The 16,438-nt window shown below is 72.1% G+C and carries 17 protein-coding genes and 1 pseudogene; 7 read left to right on the top strand and 11 right to left on the bottom strand.

Annotated features, from left to right (window positions below; genetic code table 11):
• Window positions 1–23: 23 nt before the first annotated feature.
• Window positions 24–494, bottom strand: a complete 471-nt coding sequence (locus OHU35_RS09840) for a GNAT family N-acetyltransferase; N-acetyltransferase (RefSeq protein WP_405505165.1) — start codon at window positions 492–494, stop codon at window positions 24–26.
• Between the two features lie 3 nt (window positions 495–497).
• Entirely contained in the window at window positions 498–1,271 is a 774-nt protein-coding gene (locus tag OHU35_RS09835; RefSeq protein ID WP_189730338.1) for an IclR family transcriptional regulator, read from the bottom strand.
• A 150-nt stretch (window positions 1,272–1,421) separates the two neighbouring features.
• Between OHU35_RS09835 and OHU35_RS09830 the strand changes: the two genes are divergently transcribed.
• The 5 genes from OHU35_RS09830 (at window position 1,422) to OHU35_RS09810 (ending at window position 6,158) form a co-directional block, all read left to right on the top strand.
• Window positions 1,422–2,951 (top strand): aldehyde dehydrogenase (NADP(+)), encoded by a 1,530-nt coding sequence (locus OHU35_RS09830; RefSeq protein WP_189730336.1) that lies wholly within the window; start codon window positions 1,422–1,424, stop codon window positions 2,949–2,951.
• Window positions 2,952–3,049: 98 nt separating this feature from the next.
• Window positions 3,050–3,658, top strand: a complete 609-nt coding sequence (locus OHU35_RS09825) for a DUF1349 domain-containing protein (protein WP_359896841.1) — start codon at window positions 3,050–3,052, stop codon at window positions 3,656–3,658.
• A gap of 46 nt (window positions 3,659–3,704) precedes the next feature.
• A complete protein-coding gene (locus OHU35_RS09820) occupies window positions 3,705–4,211 on the top strand; it encodes a GNAT family N-acetyltransferase (protein ID WP_405505164.1) in 507 nt (168 codons plus the stop codon).
• Window positions 4,212–4,285: 74 nt separating this feature from the next.
• Complete coding sequence (locus OHU35_RS09815) at window positions 4,286–5,008, top strand: DsbA family oxidoreductase (RefSeq protein WP_405505163.1); 723 nt, start codon at window positions 4,286–4,288, stop codon at window positions 5,006–5,008.
• 97 nt (window positions 5,009–5,105) lie between these two features.
• The gene (locus tag OHU35_RS09810) at window positions 5,106–6,158 is read left to right on the top strand and encodes an aminotransferase class V-fold PLP-dependent enzyme (RefSeq protein WP_189730328.1); all 1,053 of its coding nucleotides are present in this window, start codon (window positions 5,106–5,108) and stop codon (window positions 6,156–6,158) included.
• A 64-nt stretch (window positions 6,159–6,222) separates the two neighbouring features.
• On the opposite strand, the gene thpD is transcribed toward OHU35_RS09810, so the two are convergent.
• From thpD to OHU35_RS09780, 6 genes are all read right to left on the bottom strand, one after another.
• A complete protein-coding gene (thpD, locus tag OHU35_RS09805) occupies window positions 6,223–7,131 on the bottom strand; it encodes an ectoine hydroxylase (protein ID WP_189730326.1) in 909 nt (302 codons plus the stop codon).
• Window positions 7,132–7,137: 6 nt separating this feature from the next.
• The gene (locus OHU35_RS09800; protein ID WP_184599670.1) at window positions 7,138–7,536 is read right to left on the bottom strand and encodes an ectoine synthase; all 399 of its coding nucleotides are present in this window, start codon (window positions 7,534–7,536) and stop codon (window positions 7,138–7,140) included.
• 43 nt (window positions 7,537–7,579) lie between these two features.
• A complete protein-coding gene (gene ectB, locus OHU35_RS09795; RefSeq protein WP_184599671.1) occupies window positions 7,580–8,851 on the bottom strand; it encodes a diaminobutyrate--2-oxoglutarate transaminase in 1,272 nt (423 codons plus the stop codon).
• A gap of 58 nt (window positions 8,852–8,909) precedes the next feature.
• Complete coding sequence (gene ectA, locus OHU35_RS09790; RefSeq protein ID WP_189730324.1) at window positions 8,910–9,416, bottom strand: diaminobutyrate acetyltransferase; 507 nt, start codon at window positions 9,414–9,416, stop codon at window positions 8,910–8,912.
• 339 nt (window positions 9,417–9,755) lie between these two features.
• Complete coding sequence (locus OHU35_RS09785; RefSeq protein WP_189730322.1) at window positions 9,756–10,295, bottom strand: DinB family protein; 540 nt, start codon at window positions 10,293–10,295, stop codon at window positions 9,756–9,758.
• Between the two features lie 192 nt (window positions 10,296–10,487).
• Entirely contained in the window at window positions 10,488–11,588 is a 1,101-nt protein-coding gene (locus OHU35_RS09780; protein WP_405505162.1) for a pyridoxal-phosphate-dependent aminotransferase family protein, read from the bottom strand.
• Window positions 11,589–11,708: 120 nt separating this feature from the next.
• Here OHU35_RS09780 and OHU35_RS09775 point away from each other — a divergent pair, with 120 nt between their 5' ends.
• Window positions 11,709–12,800, top strand: coding sequence for an amidohydrolase family protein (locus OHU35_RS09775; RefSeq protein ID WP_189730317.1), 1,092 nt, complete (start codon window positions 11,709–11,711; stop codon window positions 12,798–12,800).
• A 156-nt stretch (window positions 12,801–12,956) separates the two neighbouring features.
• Window positions 12,957–13,880: an SCO1860 family LAETG-anchored protein gene (locus OHU35_RS09770; protein ID WP_405505161.1), complete on the top strand. Its 924-nt coding sequence runs from the start codon at window positions 12,957–12,959 to the stop codon at window positions 13,878–13,880.
• A 224-nt stretch (window positions 13,881–14,104) separates the two neighbouring features.
• On the opposite strand, the gene cobC is transcribed toward OHU35_RS09770, so the two are convergent.
• From cobC to OHU35_RS09755, 3 genes and pseudogenes are all read right to left on the bottom strand, one after another.
• A complete protein-coding gene (cobC, locus tag OHU35_RS09765; protein WP_189730313.1) occupies window positions 14,105–15,160 on the bottom strand; it encodes an Rv2231c family pyridoxal phosphate-dependent protein CobC in 1,056 nt (351 codons plus the stop codon).
• Complete coding sequence (locus OHU35_RS09760) at window positions 15,150–15,968, bottom strand: sirohydrochlorin chelatase (RefSeq protein ID WP_405505160.1); 819 nt, start codon at window positions 15,966–15,968, stop codon at window positions 15,150–15,152. Before OHU35_RS09760 ends, cobC begins: the two co-directional genes overlap by 11 nt.
• A gap of 98 nt (window positions 15,969–16,066) precedes the next feature.
• Window positions 16,067–16,429 (bottom strand): annotated as a pseudogene (locus OHU35_RS09755) (cobalamin biosynthesis protein); the annotation flags it as partial.
• Between the last annotated feature and the right edge of the window lie 9 nt (window positions 16,430–16,438).

Genomic DNA, 16,438 nt, shown 5'->3' with positions numbered 1-16,438 from the left:
ATCCGGATGGGGGGAGAGGTCCCTCAGCCCTCCAGGATCAGCACCGTCTCGTCGATCTCGGCATCCCGGGCCTGGGCGTACCCCCTGGCCGACGCCACGGCACGGAACCCGCACTTCTCCAGGACACGCAGCGACCCCACGTTGTCCGAGGCCGCCCGCGCGTAGAGGGGACGCTCGGCCACCTCCGTCACCAGCGCCCGCAGGGCGTCGGTCGCGATGCCCTTGCCCCAGTACGCGCGGTCGATCCAGTACGTCACCTCGCGCTCGCCCGGCTCCCCGTACACCGCCGCGCTGCCGACCACGTCACCGTCGGCCAGCACCGTGCGGACCACCGCGGACGAGGAGCGGATCTTGGCCCAGTGGGCGTCGAAGGCATCCCGGTCGGCCGGGTCCTTGGGGGTGAAGGCCGCCATGTGCAATGCCTCGGGGTCGTTCATCTGCCGGAAGAAGACCGGCAGATCGCTGTCGTGGATCGCGCGCAGCTCGGCATTCATGCCTCAGAGCCTACGGGTGGCCAGTGTCAGCCGGTCCCGTGCGTCGAACAGCGCGTCCTTCACCAGCTGTTCGTGCGCCGGCGTCAGCCGGGCCACCGGCACCGAGCAGCTGATCGCGTCCCGCGCCGGGGTGCGGTACGGGATCGCCACGCCGAAGCAGCGCAGCCCCAGCGTGTTCTCCTCGCGGTCCACGGCGAAGCCCTGCTCCCGCACCTGGTGCAGCTCCTCGATGAGCTTCTCCCGGTCGGTGATCGTGTGCTCGGTCAGCGCGGGCAGCGTCTCCGGGAGCATCTTGCGGACCTGCTCGTCCGAGTACGTGCTCAGCAGCGCCTTGCCGAGGGACGTGGAGTGCGCGGGCAGACGGCGGCCGACCCGGGTGAAGGGGCGCAGATAGTGCTGCGACTGGCGGGTGGCGAGGTAGACGACGTTCGTGCCGTCCAGGCGGGCCAGGTGGATGGTCTCCGTGGTGTCGTCCGAGAGCCGGTCCAGCGTCGGGCGGGCCGACGCGACCACCTCGTCGCCGTCGATGTACGACGTGCCGACCAGCAGGGCCCGGACGCCGATGCCGTACCGCGTGCCCGTCGCGTCCGTCTCCACCCAGCCCAGCTCGACCAGGGTGCGCAGCAGCATGTACAGGCTGGACTTGGGATACCCGACGGCCTCCTGGACCGCCGCGAGGGAGTGCATACCGGGCCGGCCGGCGAAGTACTCCAGCAGTTCCACGGTCCGCACCGCGCTCTTGACCTGCGCACCGCCGCCTGTCTCGCCTGCCGACATCGCCCTTGACCCCTTCGTTCGACGAGAAGCTGGAGATATAGTCTCCGACAGCATTCATCATCAGAGACAGCGTTCAGTATATCGAACATCCCTGGTGATGACGTACATACTGCGGCATTGCATGCGGCAACGAATGTGGAGGGACCCGCGGTGGCAGCAGCACCAGTCTGGAGTGTCGACCCCCGAACCGGGAAGCAGCGCGAGCAGGTTGCGGTGGAGGCCACAGCCCAGGAGGTGGACGCCGCCGTCCGGGCCGCGGACGAGGCGCGGGGCGCACTCGCCGACCGCGCCGTCCGCTCGGCCTTCCTGCGCACCGCCGCCGACGAGCTGCAGGCGGCCAAGGACGGTCTCGTCGAGACCGCCGACGCCGAGTCCGCGCTCGGCCCGGTCCGGCTGACCGGCGAACTCGCCCGCACCTGCTTCCAGCTGCGGGCCTTCGCCGACATAGTCGACGAGGGCGCCTTCCTCGACGTCGTCGTCAACCACCCCGACGACACCGCGACCCCGCCGATCCCGGACCTGCGCCGCTACAAGGTGCCGCTGGGCGTCGTCGCCGTCTACTCGGCGTCGAACTTCCCCTTCGCCTTCTCGGTCGCGGGCGGCGACACCGCGAGCGCCCTCGCGGCCGGCTGCCCGGTCGTCGTCAAGGCCCACCCGGACCACCCGGCCCTGTCCGAGTACGTCGCCAAGGTGCTGCGCCGTGCCGCCGCCCGGCACGACATCCCCGAGGGCGTCGTCGGGCTGGTGCACGGCTTCGAGGCGGGCGTCGAGCTGATCAAGCACCCGCAGGTCGCGGCGGCCGGCTTCACCGGGTCCGTACGCGGTGGCCGTGCCCTCTTCGACGCGGCGGCCGCCCGCCCCGTCCCGATCCCCTTCCACGGCGAGCTGGGCTCCCTGAACCCGGTCGTCGTCACCGAGGCCGCGGCCGCCGAGCGCGCCGAGGCGATCGGCGCGGGCCTCGCCGGGTCGATGACGCTGGGCGTCGGCCAGTTCTGCGTGAAGCCGGGCCTCGTCCTCGCGCCGGCCGGGGACGCCGGTGACGCGCTGCTGAAGTCCCTGACCGACGCCGTCAGCGACACCGACGCCGGAGTCCTGCTCGACCACCGCATGCGCGACAACTTCGTCGCCGGTGTCGCCGAGCGCGCGCGGCTGTCCGACGTGGAGTCCCCGGTCACGCCCGGCTCGGGCGGCGAGCACACCGTCAGCGCGGGCTTCCTCACCGTCCCGGCGAGCAGGCTGGCCGCGGAGGGCGAGCACGACCTGCTCCTGGAGGAGTGCTTCGGGCCGGTCACCGTGGTGGCCCGCTACGAGGACGACGCCGAGGTGAAGGCGGTGCTGTCGCGTCTGCCGGGGAACCTCACGGCGACCGTGCAGCTGTCCGAGGAGGAGGCGGCGGGGGAGGGCCGCGGGGCGGAGATCCTCGCGGAGCTGACGCCGCTGGCCGGTCGCGTCCTCGTGAACGGCTGGCCGACGGGTGTCGCGGTCGCGCCCGCGCAGCACCACGGCGGTCCGTACCCGGCCACGACCTCCACGTCCACGTCGGTCGGCGGTACGGCCATCGAGCGGTGGCTGCGGCCGGTGGCGTATCAGAACGCGCCGGCGGCGTTGCTGCCTGCGGAGTTGCGGGACGACAACCCGCTGGGGCTGCCTCGTCGGTTCAACGGGCGTTTGGAGCGGTAGCGCCGTGGGGGTGCGGTGAATCGCGGTCTTCCGGTTCGTTGTGGTTGATCGCGCAGTTCCCCGCGCCCCTTGAGGTGGGACCTGGAAGAGTTGGTTGGATGGATCTGGAACTTTCCGAACTTCCTTTCGGTCTGCGTACGTATGGGCCTGACGGTCACTGGTCCTACGAGGACGGTGTGCTCTCCGGGTGGGCCGGGCCCAGGCAGGATCGGTTCGTGCCGCCCACCGGGGAGGGGCTGGACCCCGCCGCCGACGCGCCGCGGCTGCTCGGGGCGCCCGAGGGGGACTTCCAGCTGATCGCCCGGGTCACAGTGGGGTTCGGTGCGGCCTTCGACGCGGGCGTGCTCTACGTGCATGTCGGGGAACGGGCCTGGGCCAAGCTCTGCCTGGAGTACTCCCCGGACGTCCCCACCGTCTGCACGGTCGTCACCCGGGGTCATTCCGACGACGCCAACTCCTTCACGGTCGAGGGCAGTTCCGTCTGGCTGCGGGTGAGCCGCACCGGCCGCGCCTTCGGCTTCCACGCCTCCCGCGACGGCGAACGCTGGACCTTCGTCCGCCTCTTCACCCTGGGCGAGGAGAAGGAGGCGGGCGCGGCCCTGGTCGGCTTCATGACGCAGTCCCCGATGGGGGAGGGCTGCGTGGTGACGTACGACCACATCGAGTTCCGCCCGAACTGGCCGAAGGACCTGCGGGACGGCAGCTGAGGTCCGCCGGTGGAACCGCCTCCTCGCCCGGCGCGTCCTGTGCTGCATGATCGAAACCAACCCGAATGTCGACGGTCTGGAGATCAGGACCGCACTGCCCGCCGAAGCCGGGGAGGTCGCCGCGTTACACCGGCGCGCCCGGGCCACCTACTACCCGGACGGGTTCCCGGACGACGGGGCCGACTGGCAGGGCCGGTGGCGGGAGGCGATAGGGAGGTCCGACGGGCGGGTGCTGTGCGCGGTGCGCGACGGGCGCCTGGCCGGGATCGCCTCCTTCCGCAGGGCGGAGGGGGCTCCCGCCGGCACCGTCACGCTGTTCCAGTTCCACGTCGACCCCGACCGCTGGCGCGCCGGAATCGGCACCGCCCTGCATGCCGCGTGTGTGGAGGAGTGGCGGACCGGCGGGGTGCGTACGGCCTGGCTCGACGTGCATGTGGCCAATGAGCGGGCGCGGGGCTTCTACGGTCGCCAGGGCTGGGTGCCGGACCCGGAGTCGCCGGTCGCCCCGGGCGATCACCACATGCGGCTGCGTCTCACCGTTTCCGGGGAATGAAGCCCGCTGCTTGAACGTTCATGCACTCGGCGGAGGGAGTCTCCGTACCCGTACGAGCTGGAGAGAGCCGAGACATGCGCGTCGAGATCTGGAGCGACATCGCCTGCCCCTGGTGCTACGTGGGCAAGGCCCGCTTCGAGAAGGCGCTGCGGGACTTCCCGCACCGCGACGAGGTCGAGGTCGTACACCGCTCCTTCGAGCTGGACCCGGGCCGCGCCAAGGACGACATCCAGCCCGTGATCACGATGCTCACCAGGAAGTACGGGATGAGCGCCGCGCAGGCCGAGGCGGGCGAGGACAACCTGGGCGCGCAGGCCGCCGCCGAGGGTCTTGACTACCGCACCCGGGGCCGCGACCACGGCAGCACCTTCGACATGCACCGCCTGCTCCACCTCGCCAAGGAGCACGGCCGCCAGGAGCGGCTGCTCGACGCGCTGTACCGGGCCAACTTCGCCGACGAGCGCTCGGTCTTCGGCGAGGACGAGCGGCTCGTGGAGCTTGCCGTGGCCGCCGGGCTCGACGCGGACGCCGCCCGTGCGGTGCTCGCCGACCCGGAGGCGTACGCCGCCGAGGTCCGGGCCGACGAGCGGGAGGCCGCGCAGCTCGGCGCGAACGGTGTGCCGTTCTTCGTGCTCGACCGGAAGTACGGCGTCTCCGGCGCCCAGCCCGCCGAGGTCTTCGCCCAGGCCCTGACGCAGGCGTTCGGTGAGCGCGCGCCGCTGAAGATCGTCGACAGCGGAGCCACCGACGGCGCGGACGCGTGTGGCCCGGACGGCTGTGCGGTGCCCCAGCACTGAAACCCGCAGGTCGGGGCGTATCCATAAGCGCTTCTTAGCGACGTCACGCAGACATCGGCAATGGACGGGGGGTTCCCCCGGGACGCAGAGTGGTCCCATGGAGACCTTCGAGAACCTCGTCCGTGCCGAGTTCACCCCGAAGCAGACCTACCTCAACACCGCGAGCAACGGGCTCCTGCCCGCCCGTACCGTCACCGCCGTGCACCAGGCGGTGCGGATGCGTGCCGAGGGCACGCCCCTGGGTCCCCTGTACGAGGACGCGGAGGCCGCCCGCGCGTCCTTCGCCCGGCTGGCCGGGGTGCCGGCCGAGCGCGTCGCGACCGGCGCCTCGGTCGCCGAGTACGGCGGTCTGATCGCCGCCTCGCTGCCCGCCGGCGCCGAAGTCCTCACGGCGGAGGGCGACTTCGCGTCCCTGGTGAACCCGTTCCACGTGCGCGGCGACCTCAAGGTGCGCGCCGTGCCCCTGGAGCGGCTCGCCGAGTCGGTCCGCCCCGGCACCGCGCTCGTCGCGGTCAGCACCGCCCAGTCCGCAGACGGCCGGCTCGCCGATCTGCCCGCCGTGCGCGAGGCGGCCCGGGCGCACGGGGCCCGCACCTACGTCGACGCCTCCCAGTCCGCGGGCTGGCTGCCGATGGAGGCCGACGCGGACGACTTCCTCGCCGCCGTCGGCTTCAAATGGCTCATGGGGCCGCACGGGGCCGCGTTCTTCGTCGCCCCGCAGGACTTCGGTGGGCTCACCCCGCTGCTCGCCGGCTGGGTCGCCGGCGAGGTCCCCTGGGACAGCTGCTACGGCCCCGTCGAGCAACTCGCCCGGTCCGCACGGCGGTTCGACATCAGCCCGGCCCTCTTCACCTACGCCGGGCTGCGCGCCTCGCTGGAGCTGCTCGAGGAACTGGGCGTCGACGCCGTGCACGCCCACGATCTCGCGCTCGCGGACCGCTTCCGGGCCGGGCTCGACGAGCTGGGCCACGCGCCGGTGCCCGCGCCGGGCTCGGCGATCGTGTCCGTGCCGGGGCTCGGCCACCGGCAGGGTGAGCTGAGCAGGGCGGGCATCCAGGTGTCCGACCGGTCCGGCAATCTGCGGGCCGCGTTCCACCTCTACAACACCCCGGCGGACGTCGACCGGCTCCTGGACGTCCTGTCCGGCTGAGGACATGACCGGGCCGGGCCTCCCGTCCCACACGAGGAGGCCCGGCCCGGTGCTCAAAGGGGCGTCACCGCACCGGCGTGAACTCCCGGGCTCCGATGAAATCGGGTCGCCGGACCGGCGCCGCGAACGGCTCGACCGCCGTGTTCTCCACGCTGTTGAACACGATGAACACGTTGCTGCGCGGGAACGGCGTGATGTTGTCGCCGGAACCGTGCATGGCGTTGCAGTCGAACCAGGTCGCCGAACCGGCCTTGCCCGTGAACAACTTGATGCCGTGCTGCGAGGCCAGCCGGCTCAGCGCCTCGTCGGAGGGCGTGCCCGCGTCCTGCATCTGCAGCGACTTCTTGTAGTTGTCCTTCGGCGTTTCTCCCGAGCACCCGAGGAACGTCTTGTGCGACCCCGGCATGATCATGAGCCCGCCGTTGGTGTCGTAGTTCTCGGTCAGCGCGATCGAGACCGACACCGTGCGCATCCGCGGCAGACCGTCCTCGGCGTGCCACGTCTCGAAGTCCGAGTGCCAGTAGAAGCCACTGGCCCCGAAGCCCGGCTTGACGTTGATCCGCGACTGGTGGACGTACACGTCCGAGCCGAGGATCTGCCGCGCCCTGCCGACGACGCGCTCGTCGCGCACCAGCCTGGCGAACACCTCGCTGATCTTGTGCACCTCGAAGACCGTGCGGATCTCCTTGGACTTCGGCTCGACGATCGACCGCTCGTCGGCCCGCATGTCCGGGTCGTGCACCAGTCGGTTCAGCTCGTTCCGGTAGACCGCGACCTCGTCCTCGGTGATCAGCTCGTCGATGGCGAGGAAGCCGTCACGCTCGAACGACAGCAGGTCGGCCGGCGCCACCGGGCCCGGGGCGTCGGGCGCACCCCAGACGACCGGGTCCTGGCGCGGCGTCAGCACCTCGGCGGCGCCACGACTCGGATAGAGGTCCGGCATACCGGTGGTGGTGTCGTAGGTGGCGGTCATGAAACGTCACACCTCCTCGGTGAGCAGCGGGTATACGCCGTTCTCGTCGTGGTCCTCCCGTCCGGTGACAGGCGGGTTGAAGACGCAGAGGCAGCGGAAATCCTGCTTGATCCGCAGCGTGTGCTTCTCGTGCCCGTCCAGGAGGTACATGGTCCCGGGCGTGATCGTGTACGACTTCCCGGTCTCGTGGTCGGTCAGCTCGGCCTCACCCTCCACGCAGACAACGGCCTCGATGTGGTTCGCGTACCACATCGACGTCTCCGTACCCGCGTACAGGACCGTCTCATGCAGGGAGAAGCCGACCTTCTCCTTGGCGAGGACGATGCGTTTGCTCTCCCACGTACCGGACGCCGACTTCACATGCCGGTCGGTACCTTCGATCTCCTTGAACGAACGGACAATCACGGTGCTGCGATGCCTCCTAGGTGAGTGGTGCTCGGTTGGTGTGTCAGGCGGTCTCTCGGACGGCGCGGGCCAGCGTGCGCAGGCCCTCGTCCAGCTCTTCGGGGGTGATCGTGAGGGCGGGGAGCATCTTGACGACCTCGCTCTCCGGGCCGGACGTCTCGATCAGCAGCCCGAGCTCGAAGGCGCGCTTGGCGACCTTTCCGGCGCGCTCCTTGTCGTGGAACTCCAGGCCCCACACCAGGCCGCGGCCCCGGTACTCCTTCACGTCGGCCAGGTTCTCCTCGGTGATGGAGATCAGCGCCTGCTCGACCTGCTCGCCGCGCTTGCGGGTCTGCTTCTCCATCGCGGAGCCGTCGGCCCAGTACGTCTCCAGGGTCGCGGTGGCCGTGACGAACGCGGGGTTGTTGCCGCGGAAGGTGCCGTTGTGCTCGCCGGGCTCCCAGACGTCGAGCTCGGGCTTGAACAGGCACAGCGACATGGGCATGCCGTAGCCGCTGATCGACTTCGAGACGGTGACGATGTCCGGCACGATGCCCGCCTCCTCGAAGGAGAAGAAGGCGCCGGTGCGGCCGCAGCCCATCTGGATGTCGTCGACGATCAGCAGCATGTCCTGCCGCTCGCACAGCTCGGACAGGGCGCGCAGCCACTCGGGCCGGGCCACGTTGATGCCGCCCTCGCCCTGCACGGTCTCGACGATCACGGCGGCCGGCTTGTTCAGGCCGGAGCCCTGGTCCTCCAGCAGTCGCTCGAACCACAGGAAGTCCTCGACCGTGCCGTCGAAGTAGTTGTCGAACGGCATGGGCGTGCCGTGCACCAGCGGGATACCGGCGCCGGCCCGCTTGAAGGCGTTGCCGGTCACGGCCAGCGAGCCCAGCGACATGCCGTGGAAGGCGTTGGTGAACGAGACGATCGACTCGCGCCCCTTCACCTTCCGCGCCAGCTTCAGCGCGGCCTCCACGGCGTTGGTGCCCGTCGGGCCGGGGAACATGACCTTGTACGGCAGGTCGCGCGGCCGCAGCAGCAGGTTCTGGAAGGCCTCCAGGAACGTGCGCTTGGCGGTGGTCGACATGTCGAGCCCGTGCGTGACGCCGTCGCGCTCCAGGTAGTCGATCAGCGCGCGTTTCAGGACCGGGTTGTTGTGCCCGTAGTTCAGTGACCCCGCTCCGGCGAAGAAGTCGAGGTACTCATGGCCGTCCTCGTCGTACATACGGCTGCCCACGGCGCGGTCGAAGACGGTGGGCCAGCCGCGGCAGTAGCTGCGTACCTCGGACTCAACGGTCTCGAAGACACTCAGGTCGGGCTGGGTGATGGTCACGACGAATCGCTCCTCGGTGCGTGGGGGAGGTCTGCGGGAGTGGGGGTGGGACGGGAAGTCAGTGGGGCAGCGGGCCGATGCGGTACAGGACCTCGGGGTCGTGCGGCCCGTCGGGGAACACGGCCGTGTCGAAGAGCACCTCGCGCTCCAGCCGGGCGCCGTGACGCTCGGCGAACGACGTGAACAGGCGCTCCGAGGCGGTGTTGCCCGGAGTGATGGTGGTCTCCACCGTCGTCACCCCGAGGTCGGCCACGGTGCGGGCGGCAAGCCCGTCGAGCAGCGTGGCGGCCAGCCCGCGCCCGCGGTGTGCCTCGTCCACGGCCACCTGCCAGACCAGCAGGGTGCGCGGGCTGTCCGGCCGCACGTACCCGGTGATGAAGCCCATCGGCTCGCCGTGCTCGTCACGCGCCACGGCCGACGTCGCCGCGAAGTCGCGGCACCACAGCAGATAGCTGTAGGACGAGTTCAGGTCCAGAACCTTCGAGTCCTTCGCCATCCGCCACAGTGCGGCTCCGTCGGCCACGGTGGGACGGTCGATTTGCGGATCTGCTTGTACGGCAGTCATGCCAATTGAATTTACCCAGAGAAATTCAAAATCGCATCGCCGGACGGGGTCGCGCATGAGCCATGACTGTGTTATCGCGCGGGCGCGAGTCTTTAGGTGTAGGGGTGGTGAGATGCCCAAGTTTGTACCGGAAATATCGGGCGAAGTGGTCACAGTGTGTAACGCGTCACAGCCATGTAATCCCCACGAGACCTGCCCGAATTTCCCCGCGAAGTGTCCCCAGAATCTCTGGGTTTAGGACCGGGGAAAGCGGGCAGAAGAATACGGGAAGCTGTTCTTGAAAGAATTCTTAATTGTGTGCCAGCTTACATGTGGGATGTCGCGCAGGGAACGTGTAATTCAGGCCCCGGTCACTCCGTCGATGCGTTCTCGCAGGATATCGGCGTGACCGTTGTGCCGTGCGTACTCCTCGATCATGTGAATCAGCACCCATCGCAGGCTGACCTCCATCCCCGGGACCGGCCCCTCGGCGACCCGCCCGACGTGGTCCAGCGGCAGCCCCGCGCACAGCTCCCGACCCCGCGCGATCTCCCGCCGCCAGATCCCCAGCGCCTCGTCGAGGCCCCGCCCCGGATCCAGTCCGTAGCCGGTCGGGTCCTCGAACAGTGGCGGTACGCCGAGACCGGCGGTCACTCTCTGGAACCAGTTCCGCTCGACCTCGGCGAGGTGCTGCACCAGCCCGAGCAGCGTCAGCGCCGACGGCTCGGCCGACGGGATCCGCGCCTGCGCGTCGTCCAGCCCCGCGCACTTCAGCTCCAGCGTGGCCCGGTGGAAGTCCAGCCAGCTCTCGAGCATGGCCCGCTCGTCACCGCTGAGGTGCGGCACGGGACGGCCGTCGGGGAGGGTCGGGGAACGGTCGGCAGATGTGTCGGTCGTCATACGGGGAGCATGGCACGGGCCACTGACAACGGCGGGTGCTCGCCTTCCAGCCCGTCCGGCGCTTGAGGACGAGGCCCTTCAGGCCGAAGCGGGGGCCTGGGGGCGCAGCCCCAGCGGGGTCGAAGGGGCGGAGCCCCTGGGCAGGGACGGGAAGGGGCGGCGGGGGCGAAAACCGAAGACCTCAGCCCCCGACTACCGCCACGCCTCCTCCACGGCCCGCAGCGCCCCCTCCACGTCCACCCTCAGCCCCTGCTCGGAGAGCGCACCCCCGAGCGCCGCCAGGCTCGCCCGGACGGCGCCCGGCGTCGCGTCCGAGCCGTAGTGGTTGACCCGGATCATCTCCTTGGCCAGCGCACCCCCGCCGGCGGCGACCGGCACCGCCGGATCCGACGTCAGCGCCTTGGCCACCAGCTCCGACGCCACCACCCCGGACGGCGCCCGGAGCGTCGTGGCGACGGGCGCCGCGTCCCGGGCCTCGTACACGTACGGTTCCAGGCCGCCACCGAGCGCGACCGCCCCGGCCCGCGTGGCCGCCGCGGCGGAGGCGTGCCGGGCCATCACGGCATCGAGCCCCGCCGCCTCGATCCGCTCCACGCACGCCTCCAGCGCCAGCATCTCCAGCTGCGCCGGAGCGTGCGGCAGCGCCTTGCGGCCGCCGTCGATCCACCGCTCCTTCCAGTCGAGGAGCGACAGATACGACCGGCGCGGCGCCCGCGGGTTCGCCGCCATCCGGGCCCAGGCCCGCTCGCTGACCGACACCGCCGAGACACCGGCAGGACCGCCCATCGCCTTCTGCGCCCCGATCACGCACAGGTCCACGCCCCACGCGTCCGTCAGCACCGGCTCGGCACCGATCGACGCCACCGCGTCCAGGTAGAACAGTGCCCCGTGCGCCCGCGCCACCTCGCCGATCTCCGCGACCGGATTGGTGTTCCCGGTCGCCGCCTCCGCGTGCACCAGGGACACGAAGTCGATCTCCGGGTGCTCGGCGAAGGCCTGCCGGATCTGCTCGGCCGTGACCGCCGTGTGGAAGGGCACCGCCAGGTCGACCACCGTGGCACCGCAGTCCCGCAGCCAGTCGCCGAAGGTCTGCCCGTACGGGCCCGTGATGACGTTCAGCGCCGTCGTCCCCGGGCCGGCCGTCGCACGGATCGCGCCCTCCAGCGGCAGCAGCGCCTCGCCCTGCATGATCACGACGTCCTGCTCGGTGCTCAGCAGCCGCGCCACACGGTCCTCGATCGCGGCGAAGTGGTCCGCGCCGAGCGGGGCCAGGTCCAGAAACGGGTGCGTCACGGTGGGGCTCTCTTCATTCACGGGGCGAACGGCGTCTGCACGGGGCCGACGGCATCGAGGGTAACCGGCGGGTACGTCCCCCCTCGCAGGCGAGGTCCGCGGCTCATTAGGGTGCGGTGCATGAGCGATCGCACGGTGCTGCACGTGAAGGGACGGGTGCTCGTCGGGCCCGAGGACGTCCGGGACGAACTGTGGGTGGTGGACGGCCGCGTCTCCTACGACCGTCCCGCCGGTGCCCGCGACATCCGCACCGTCAAGGGCTGGGCCCTGCCCGGCCTCGTCGACGCGCACTGCCACGTGGGACTCGACCGGCACGGCGCGGTCCCCCAGGACGTCGCCGAGAAGCAGGCCCTGACCGACCGGGACGCGGGCACGCTGCTGATCCGCGACGCGGGTTCACCTTCCGACACCCGCTGGGTCGACGACCGCGAGGACCTGCCGAAGATCATCCGCGCCGGGCGGCACATCGCCCGCACTCGCCGCTACATCCGCAACTACGCCTGGGAGATCGAGCCGGAGGACCTGGTCGCCTACGTCGCCCAGGAGGCCAAGCGGGGCGACGGCTGGGTCAAGCTGGTCGGCGACTGGATCGACCGCGACCTCGGCGATCTGTCGGCCTGCTGGCCCCGCGGCGCGGTGGAGGCGGCGATCGCCGAGGCCCACCGCCTGGGCGCCCGCGTCACCGCGCACTGCTTCTCGGAGGACTCGCTGCAGGACCTCGTCGAGGCGGGCATCGACTGCATCGAACACGCGACGGGCCTGACCGAGGAGCTCATCCCGCTGTTCGCCGAACGGGGCGTCGCCATCGTGCCGACCCTGGTCAACATCGCGACCTTCCCGCAGCTCGCCGACGGCGGCGAGTCCCGGTTCCCGCGCTGGTCGGCCCATATGCGCCGGCTCCACGAACGCCGCTACGACACCGTCCGGGGCGCCTACGACGCCGGCATCCCCGTCTTCGTCGGCACCGACGCCGGCGGCGGCCTCGCCCACGGCCTGGCGGCGGCCGAGGTCGCCGAGCTGGTCACCGCCGGTATCCCGCCCCTCGACGCCCTGGCGGCGGGAACCTGGACGGCCCGCACCTGGCTCGGCCGCCCCGGCCTGGACGAGGGCGCCCCGGCGGACCTGGTCGTCTACGACGAGGACCCCCGGGCGGACGTACGCGTACTGGCGGCACCGCGCCGGGTGGTGCTGAACGGGCGCGTGGTCGGGTAGCCAAGCGGGTGAAGCCGGGGAACGTCTGTGCCGGGGGATTCGAAAACTTCCACGGTCTCGCCACGTTGGAGTGAAGAGGTGTCAGATCGCTGACGCCGTACGCCGGGTGCGCGAGTCTTTCCGGGTCCCGAGCCTGTCTCTCCTGGAGTCCCCACCGTGAACAGCACTTCCTTCCGCATGCCCGCACGCCGCCTGGCGACCGTGGCGACGGCCACGGCCCTCGCCGCCGGGCCTGTGGCACTGACCGGCGTGAGCCCGGCGCACGCCACCGGCGACCACGGCCGCGCGAGCGCCGTCGTCCTGCGCACCGGCCTCGATGTCTCCCTGCTGAACAAGTCGGTCGAGGCTCCGCTCGCCGTCTCCCTCAACGAGGTCCAGGCCCCGCAGAGCGCCGAGAAGACCGCCCTGACCGCCCGCCTGGACGGGGTGAACGGCGGACAGCCCTTCAGCGTGCTGCGCGCGAAGGCGGCCCGGGCGAGAGCCACCGCGACCGCCACGAAGGCCGAGGGGAGCACCACCCTGGCCCGCGCCCGCGTCCATGTCCCCGGCCTCCCGATCCTGTCGGTCATCGAGATCGAGCAGATCACCGCGAAGGCCGTCTGCGAGGCAGGGAAGAAGCCGGTCGCCACGACCGACCTGCCCGGCTCGGTGACCGTGCTCGGCAAGCGCGTCACCCTGAGCGCCGGAGGCCCGACGGACGTCAAGGTGCCGGGCGTCGGCGACGTACGTCTGGACCTCTCGAAGACACGGACGACGTCCCGGACGGCCGCCGCCACCGCCCTCGAACTCAAGGTGTCCGTCAACCCGTTGAAGCTGAACGTGGCCGAGGTGAACGGCACGCTCACCTTGGCCGAGGCGACCTGCGAGACACCGAAGGCCGCGCCCGCCGCACAGCCACCGGCCGAGCCGTCCGCCGAGCCCTCCGACGCCCCCGCCGAGCTCGAGCCGCAGGGCGCGCCGGCCGAGGAGGGCCTGGCCGAGACGGGCGGCAGCTCGACGACCCCGTACGTCTTGGGCGGCGCGATCGCCCTGCTCGCCGTGGGCGGGGGAGCGGTGGCCCTGGCACGCCGCCGGGGCTGACCTCCCGGGTTGGGGGATCGGTCCAGGGCGGGGAGGGCCCGGACCGCGCGCCTCCTCGCCGACTCGCCCGGGCCGCTCCCGGTACACCGACCGGGGCGGAGACGGCGGGGGCCGCCCAGGCCGGGCAGCCGTCTGCCGGAGCCGGCCGCCGGCTCGACGAGCCCGACGGCGCCGGCGAGCGACGCCCCGCCGGGAATCCCCGCGGGCCCGCCCACCGTGAACCGTCAGCCCGTCACCGCACGCTCCAGCGCCCGCAGGAACCCGTCCGTCGTCCTGCGGTCCCGTACCGCCAGCCGCAGCCACTCCTCGTCCAGGCCGGGGAACGTGTCGCCGCGGCGCACGGCGTAGCCGAGGTCGCGCAGGCGTCGGCGGACGGCCGCCGCGTGCGGCAGGCGGACCAGGAGGAACGGGCCCTCCGCCGGCTCGACCACCCGCAACCCCGCCGCGGCGAACCGCCCGAGGCCCGCCACCAGGTGGGCGCGGTCCGCCGCGACGCGATGGGCGGCGTGAGCCGCCTCGGCCACGCCACGCGGTCCCACGCACGCCTGCGCCGCGGCCAGCGCCGGCGTCGACACCGGCCACAGCGGCTGCGCCCGCTCCAGGTCCTCGATGGTCTCCGGCGCGGCCAGCACGTACCCGATCCGCAGCCCGGCCAGCCCCCACGTCTTGGTCAGGCTGCGCAGCACCACCAGGCCGGGGACGTCGACGCGGCCCGCCAGGGCCTCGCGTTCGCCCGGCACCGCGTCCATGAACGCCTCGTCCACCACCAGCACCCGCCCGGGACGGGCGAGCCCGGCGATCGTCTCCGCCGGATGCAGCACCGACGTCGGGTTCGTCGGATTGCCGATCACCACCAGGTCCGCGTCCTCGGGAACGGCCGCCGGGTCCAGCCGGAAGCCGTCCTGCGCGCGCAGCAGCACCCGGTCGACCGTGTGTCCCGCGTCCCGCAGCGCCGCCTCCGGCTCCGTGAACTGCGGGTGGACGACGACCGGCCGCCGCACCTTCAGCGCCCGCGCCAGCAGCACGAACGCCTCCGCCGCCCCCGCCGTCAGCAGCACCCGCTCCGCCGGCAGCCCGTGCCGCGCCGCCACCGCCGCGCGTGCGGCCCGCCCGTCGGGGTAGGCCGCGAGCCCGCCCAGCGACGCGGCGATGTGCTCCCGCAGCCACACGGGAGGCGTGTCGGCCCGGACGTTCACGGCGAGATCGACGAGCGAGCCGCCGTCGTCCCGGACCTCCGCGTCCCCGTGGTGTCGCAGATCGTGGCCGCTCTCAGTGCGCATGCGAGTCCACCCCCTGGTGGAAGTGCCCGGGCGCGTGGTGGCCCCCGAGGGCCTCCTCGTACCGCTCCCACACCAGGTCCAGCAGCTCCGGCTCCGGACCGATGACGCCGGCCGAGCGCACCTCGATCTCCGGGTGCGCCTCCGCCCAGCCCTCCGTCTGCTGCCGCACCCGGTCCGGCTGGACGCCGGTGAACAGGAAGTACGGCAGGACCACGATCCGCCGGGCCCCCAGCCGCACGCACCGGTCGAGCCCGTTCGGCACGTCCGGCGCCGCCAGCGACGCGAACGCCGTCTCGACCCCCGCGTACCCGCGGCCCTCCCACAGCAGCCGCGCCGCCCTGTGCACCTCGGCGTTGGCGTCCGGGTCCGTGGACCCGGGCCCCACCAGCAGCACCGTCACATCGGCCCGGTCGCCCGGCCTGCGCCCCGCGGTGCCGCCCAGCGCCTCGTCCAGCCGCCGTTCCAGCAGGTCCAGCAGCGCCGGGTGCGGGCCGAGCGGGGGCCCGTACGTGTACGAGATCCCGGGGTGCCGCTCCGTCTCACGGGCCAGGGCCGCCCGGATGCCGCCCTTGGCGTGCCCGGCGGGCACCAGCATCAGCGGAACGGCGGTGAAGTGGCGTACGCCCCGCTCCACCAGCTCGGTGACGGCGTCGCCCAGGGGTGGCCGCGACAGCTCGACGAAGCCGCCCGCGACGGGCAGTTCGGGGCGCCGGGACCCCAGCTCCCGTACGAACGCGCGAAACGCCTCGGATCCGGTGTCGTCGCGGGTGCCTTGGCCTGCGACGAGCAGGGCGGGAGGGGTGGTCACAGGTGCTCCTCGGCGGAAGTGGGGTGGAACGGCGGGACGTTGAGCGCGGCCTCGGATCCGGCCGGACGGGTCGGGCCGGGACCCGGCTCGGCGCCCTGCGGGCGCCGCACGACGGCACAGGTCGCCCTCGCGGGGCTCGCGGCCGACTTCCGCTTGGGGACGAGGAGTTCACCACCGCCGGCGAGCGCGGCGGCCTCGGCCACCGACGGGGTGCCGACGGCGGTGAGCGGCGCGTCGGACGGGTGCGGCACCTCGACCTCAGCCAATTCCCCGGCGGAGTAGGTCACCAGGGGCACCCCGAGCCGCCGCGCGGCCTCCACGACGCCCGGCTCCTCTGCCTTGGCGTCGACGGTGGCGAGCTCGGCGACGGACGCCGCGGACAGCCCGGCCTCCCGCAGAGTGTCCTCGACAAGCCCGAGCACCTCCTCGACGGAGACACCCCGCGACGCCCCGATCCCGACGCCGACCAG

This window comes from Streptomyces purpurascens (genome assembly GCF_045040895.1).
Lineage (GTDB): Bacteria > Actinomycetota > Actinomycetes > Streptomycetales > Streptomycetaceae > Streptomyces > Streptomyces purpurascens.
The sequence above is the reverse complement of the archived record's forward strand: the minus strand, read 5'-3'. Positions and strand labels throughout refer to the sequence as shown.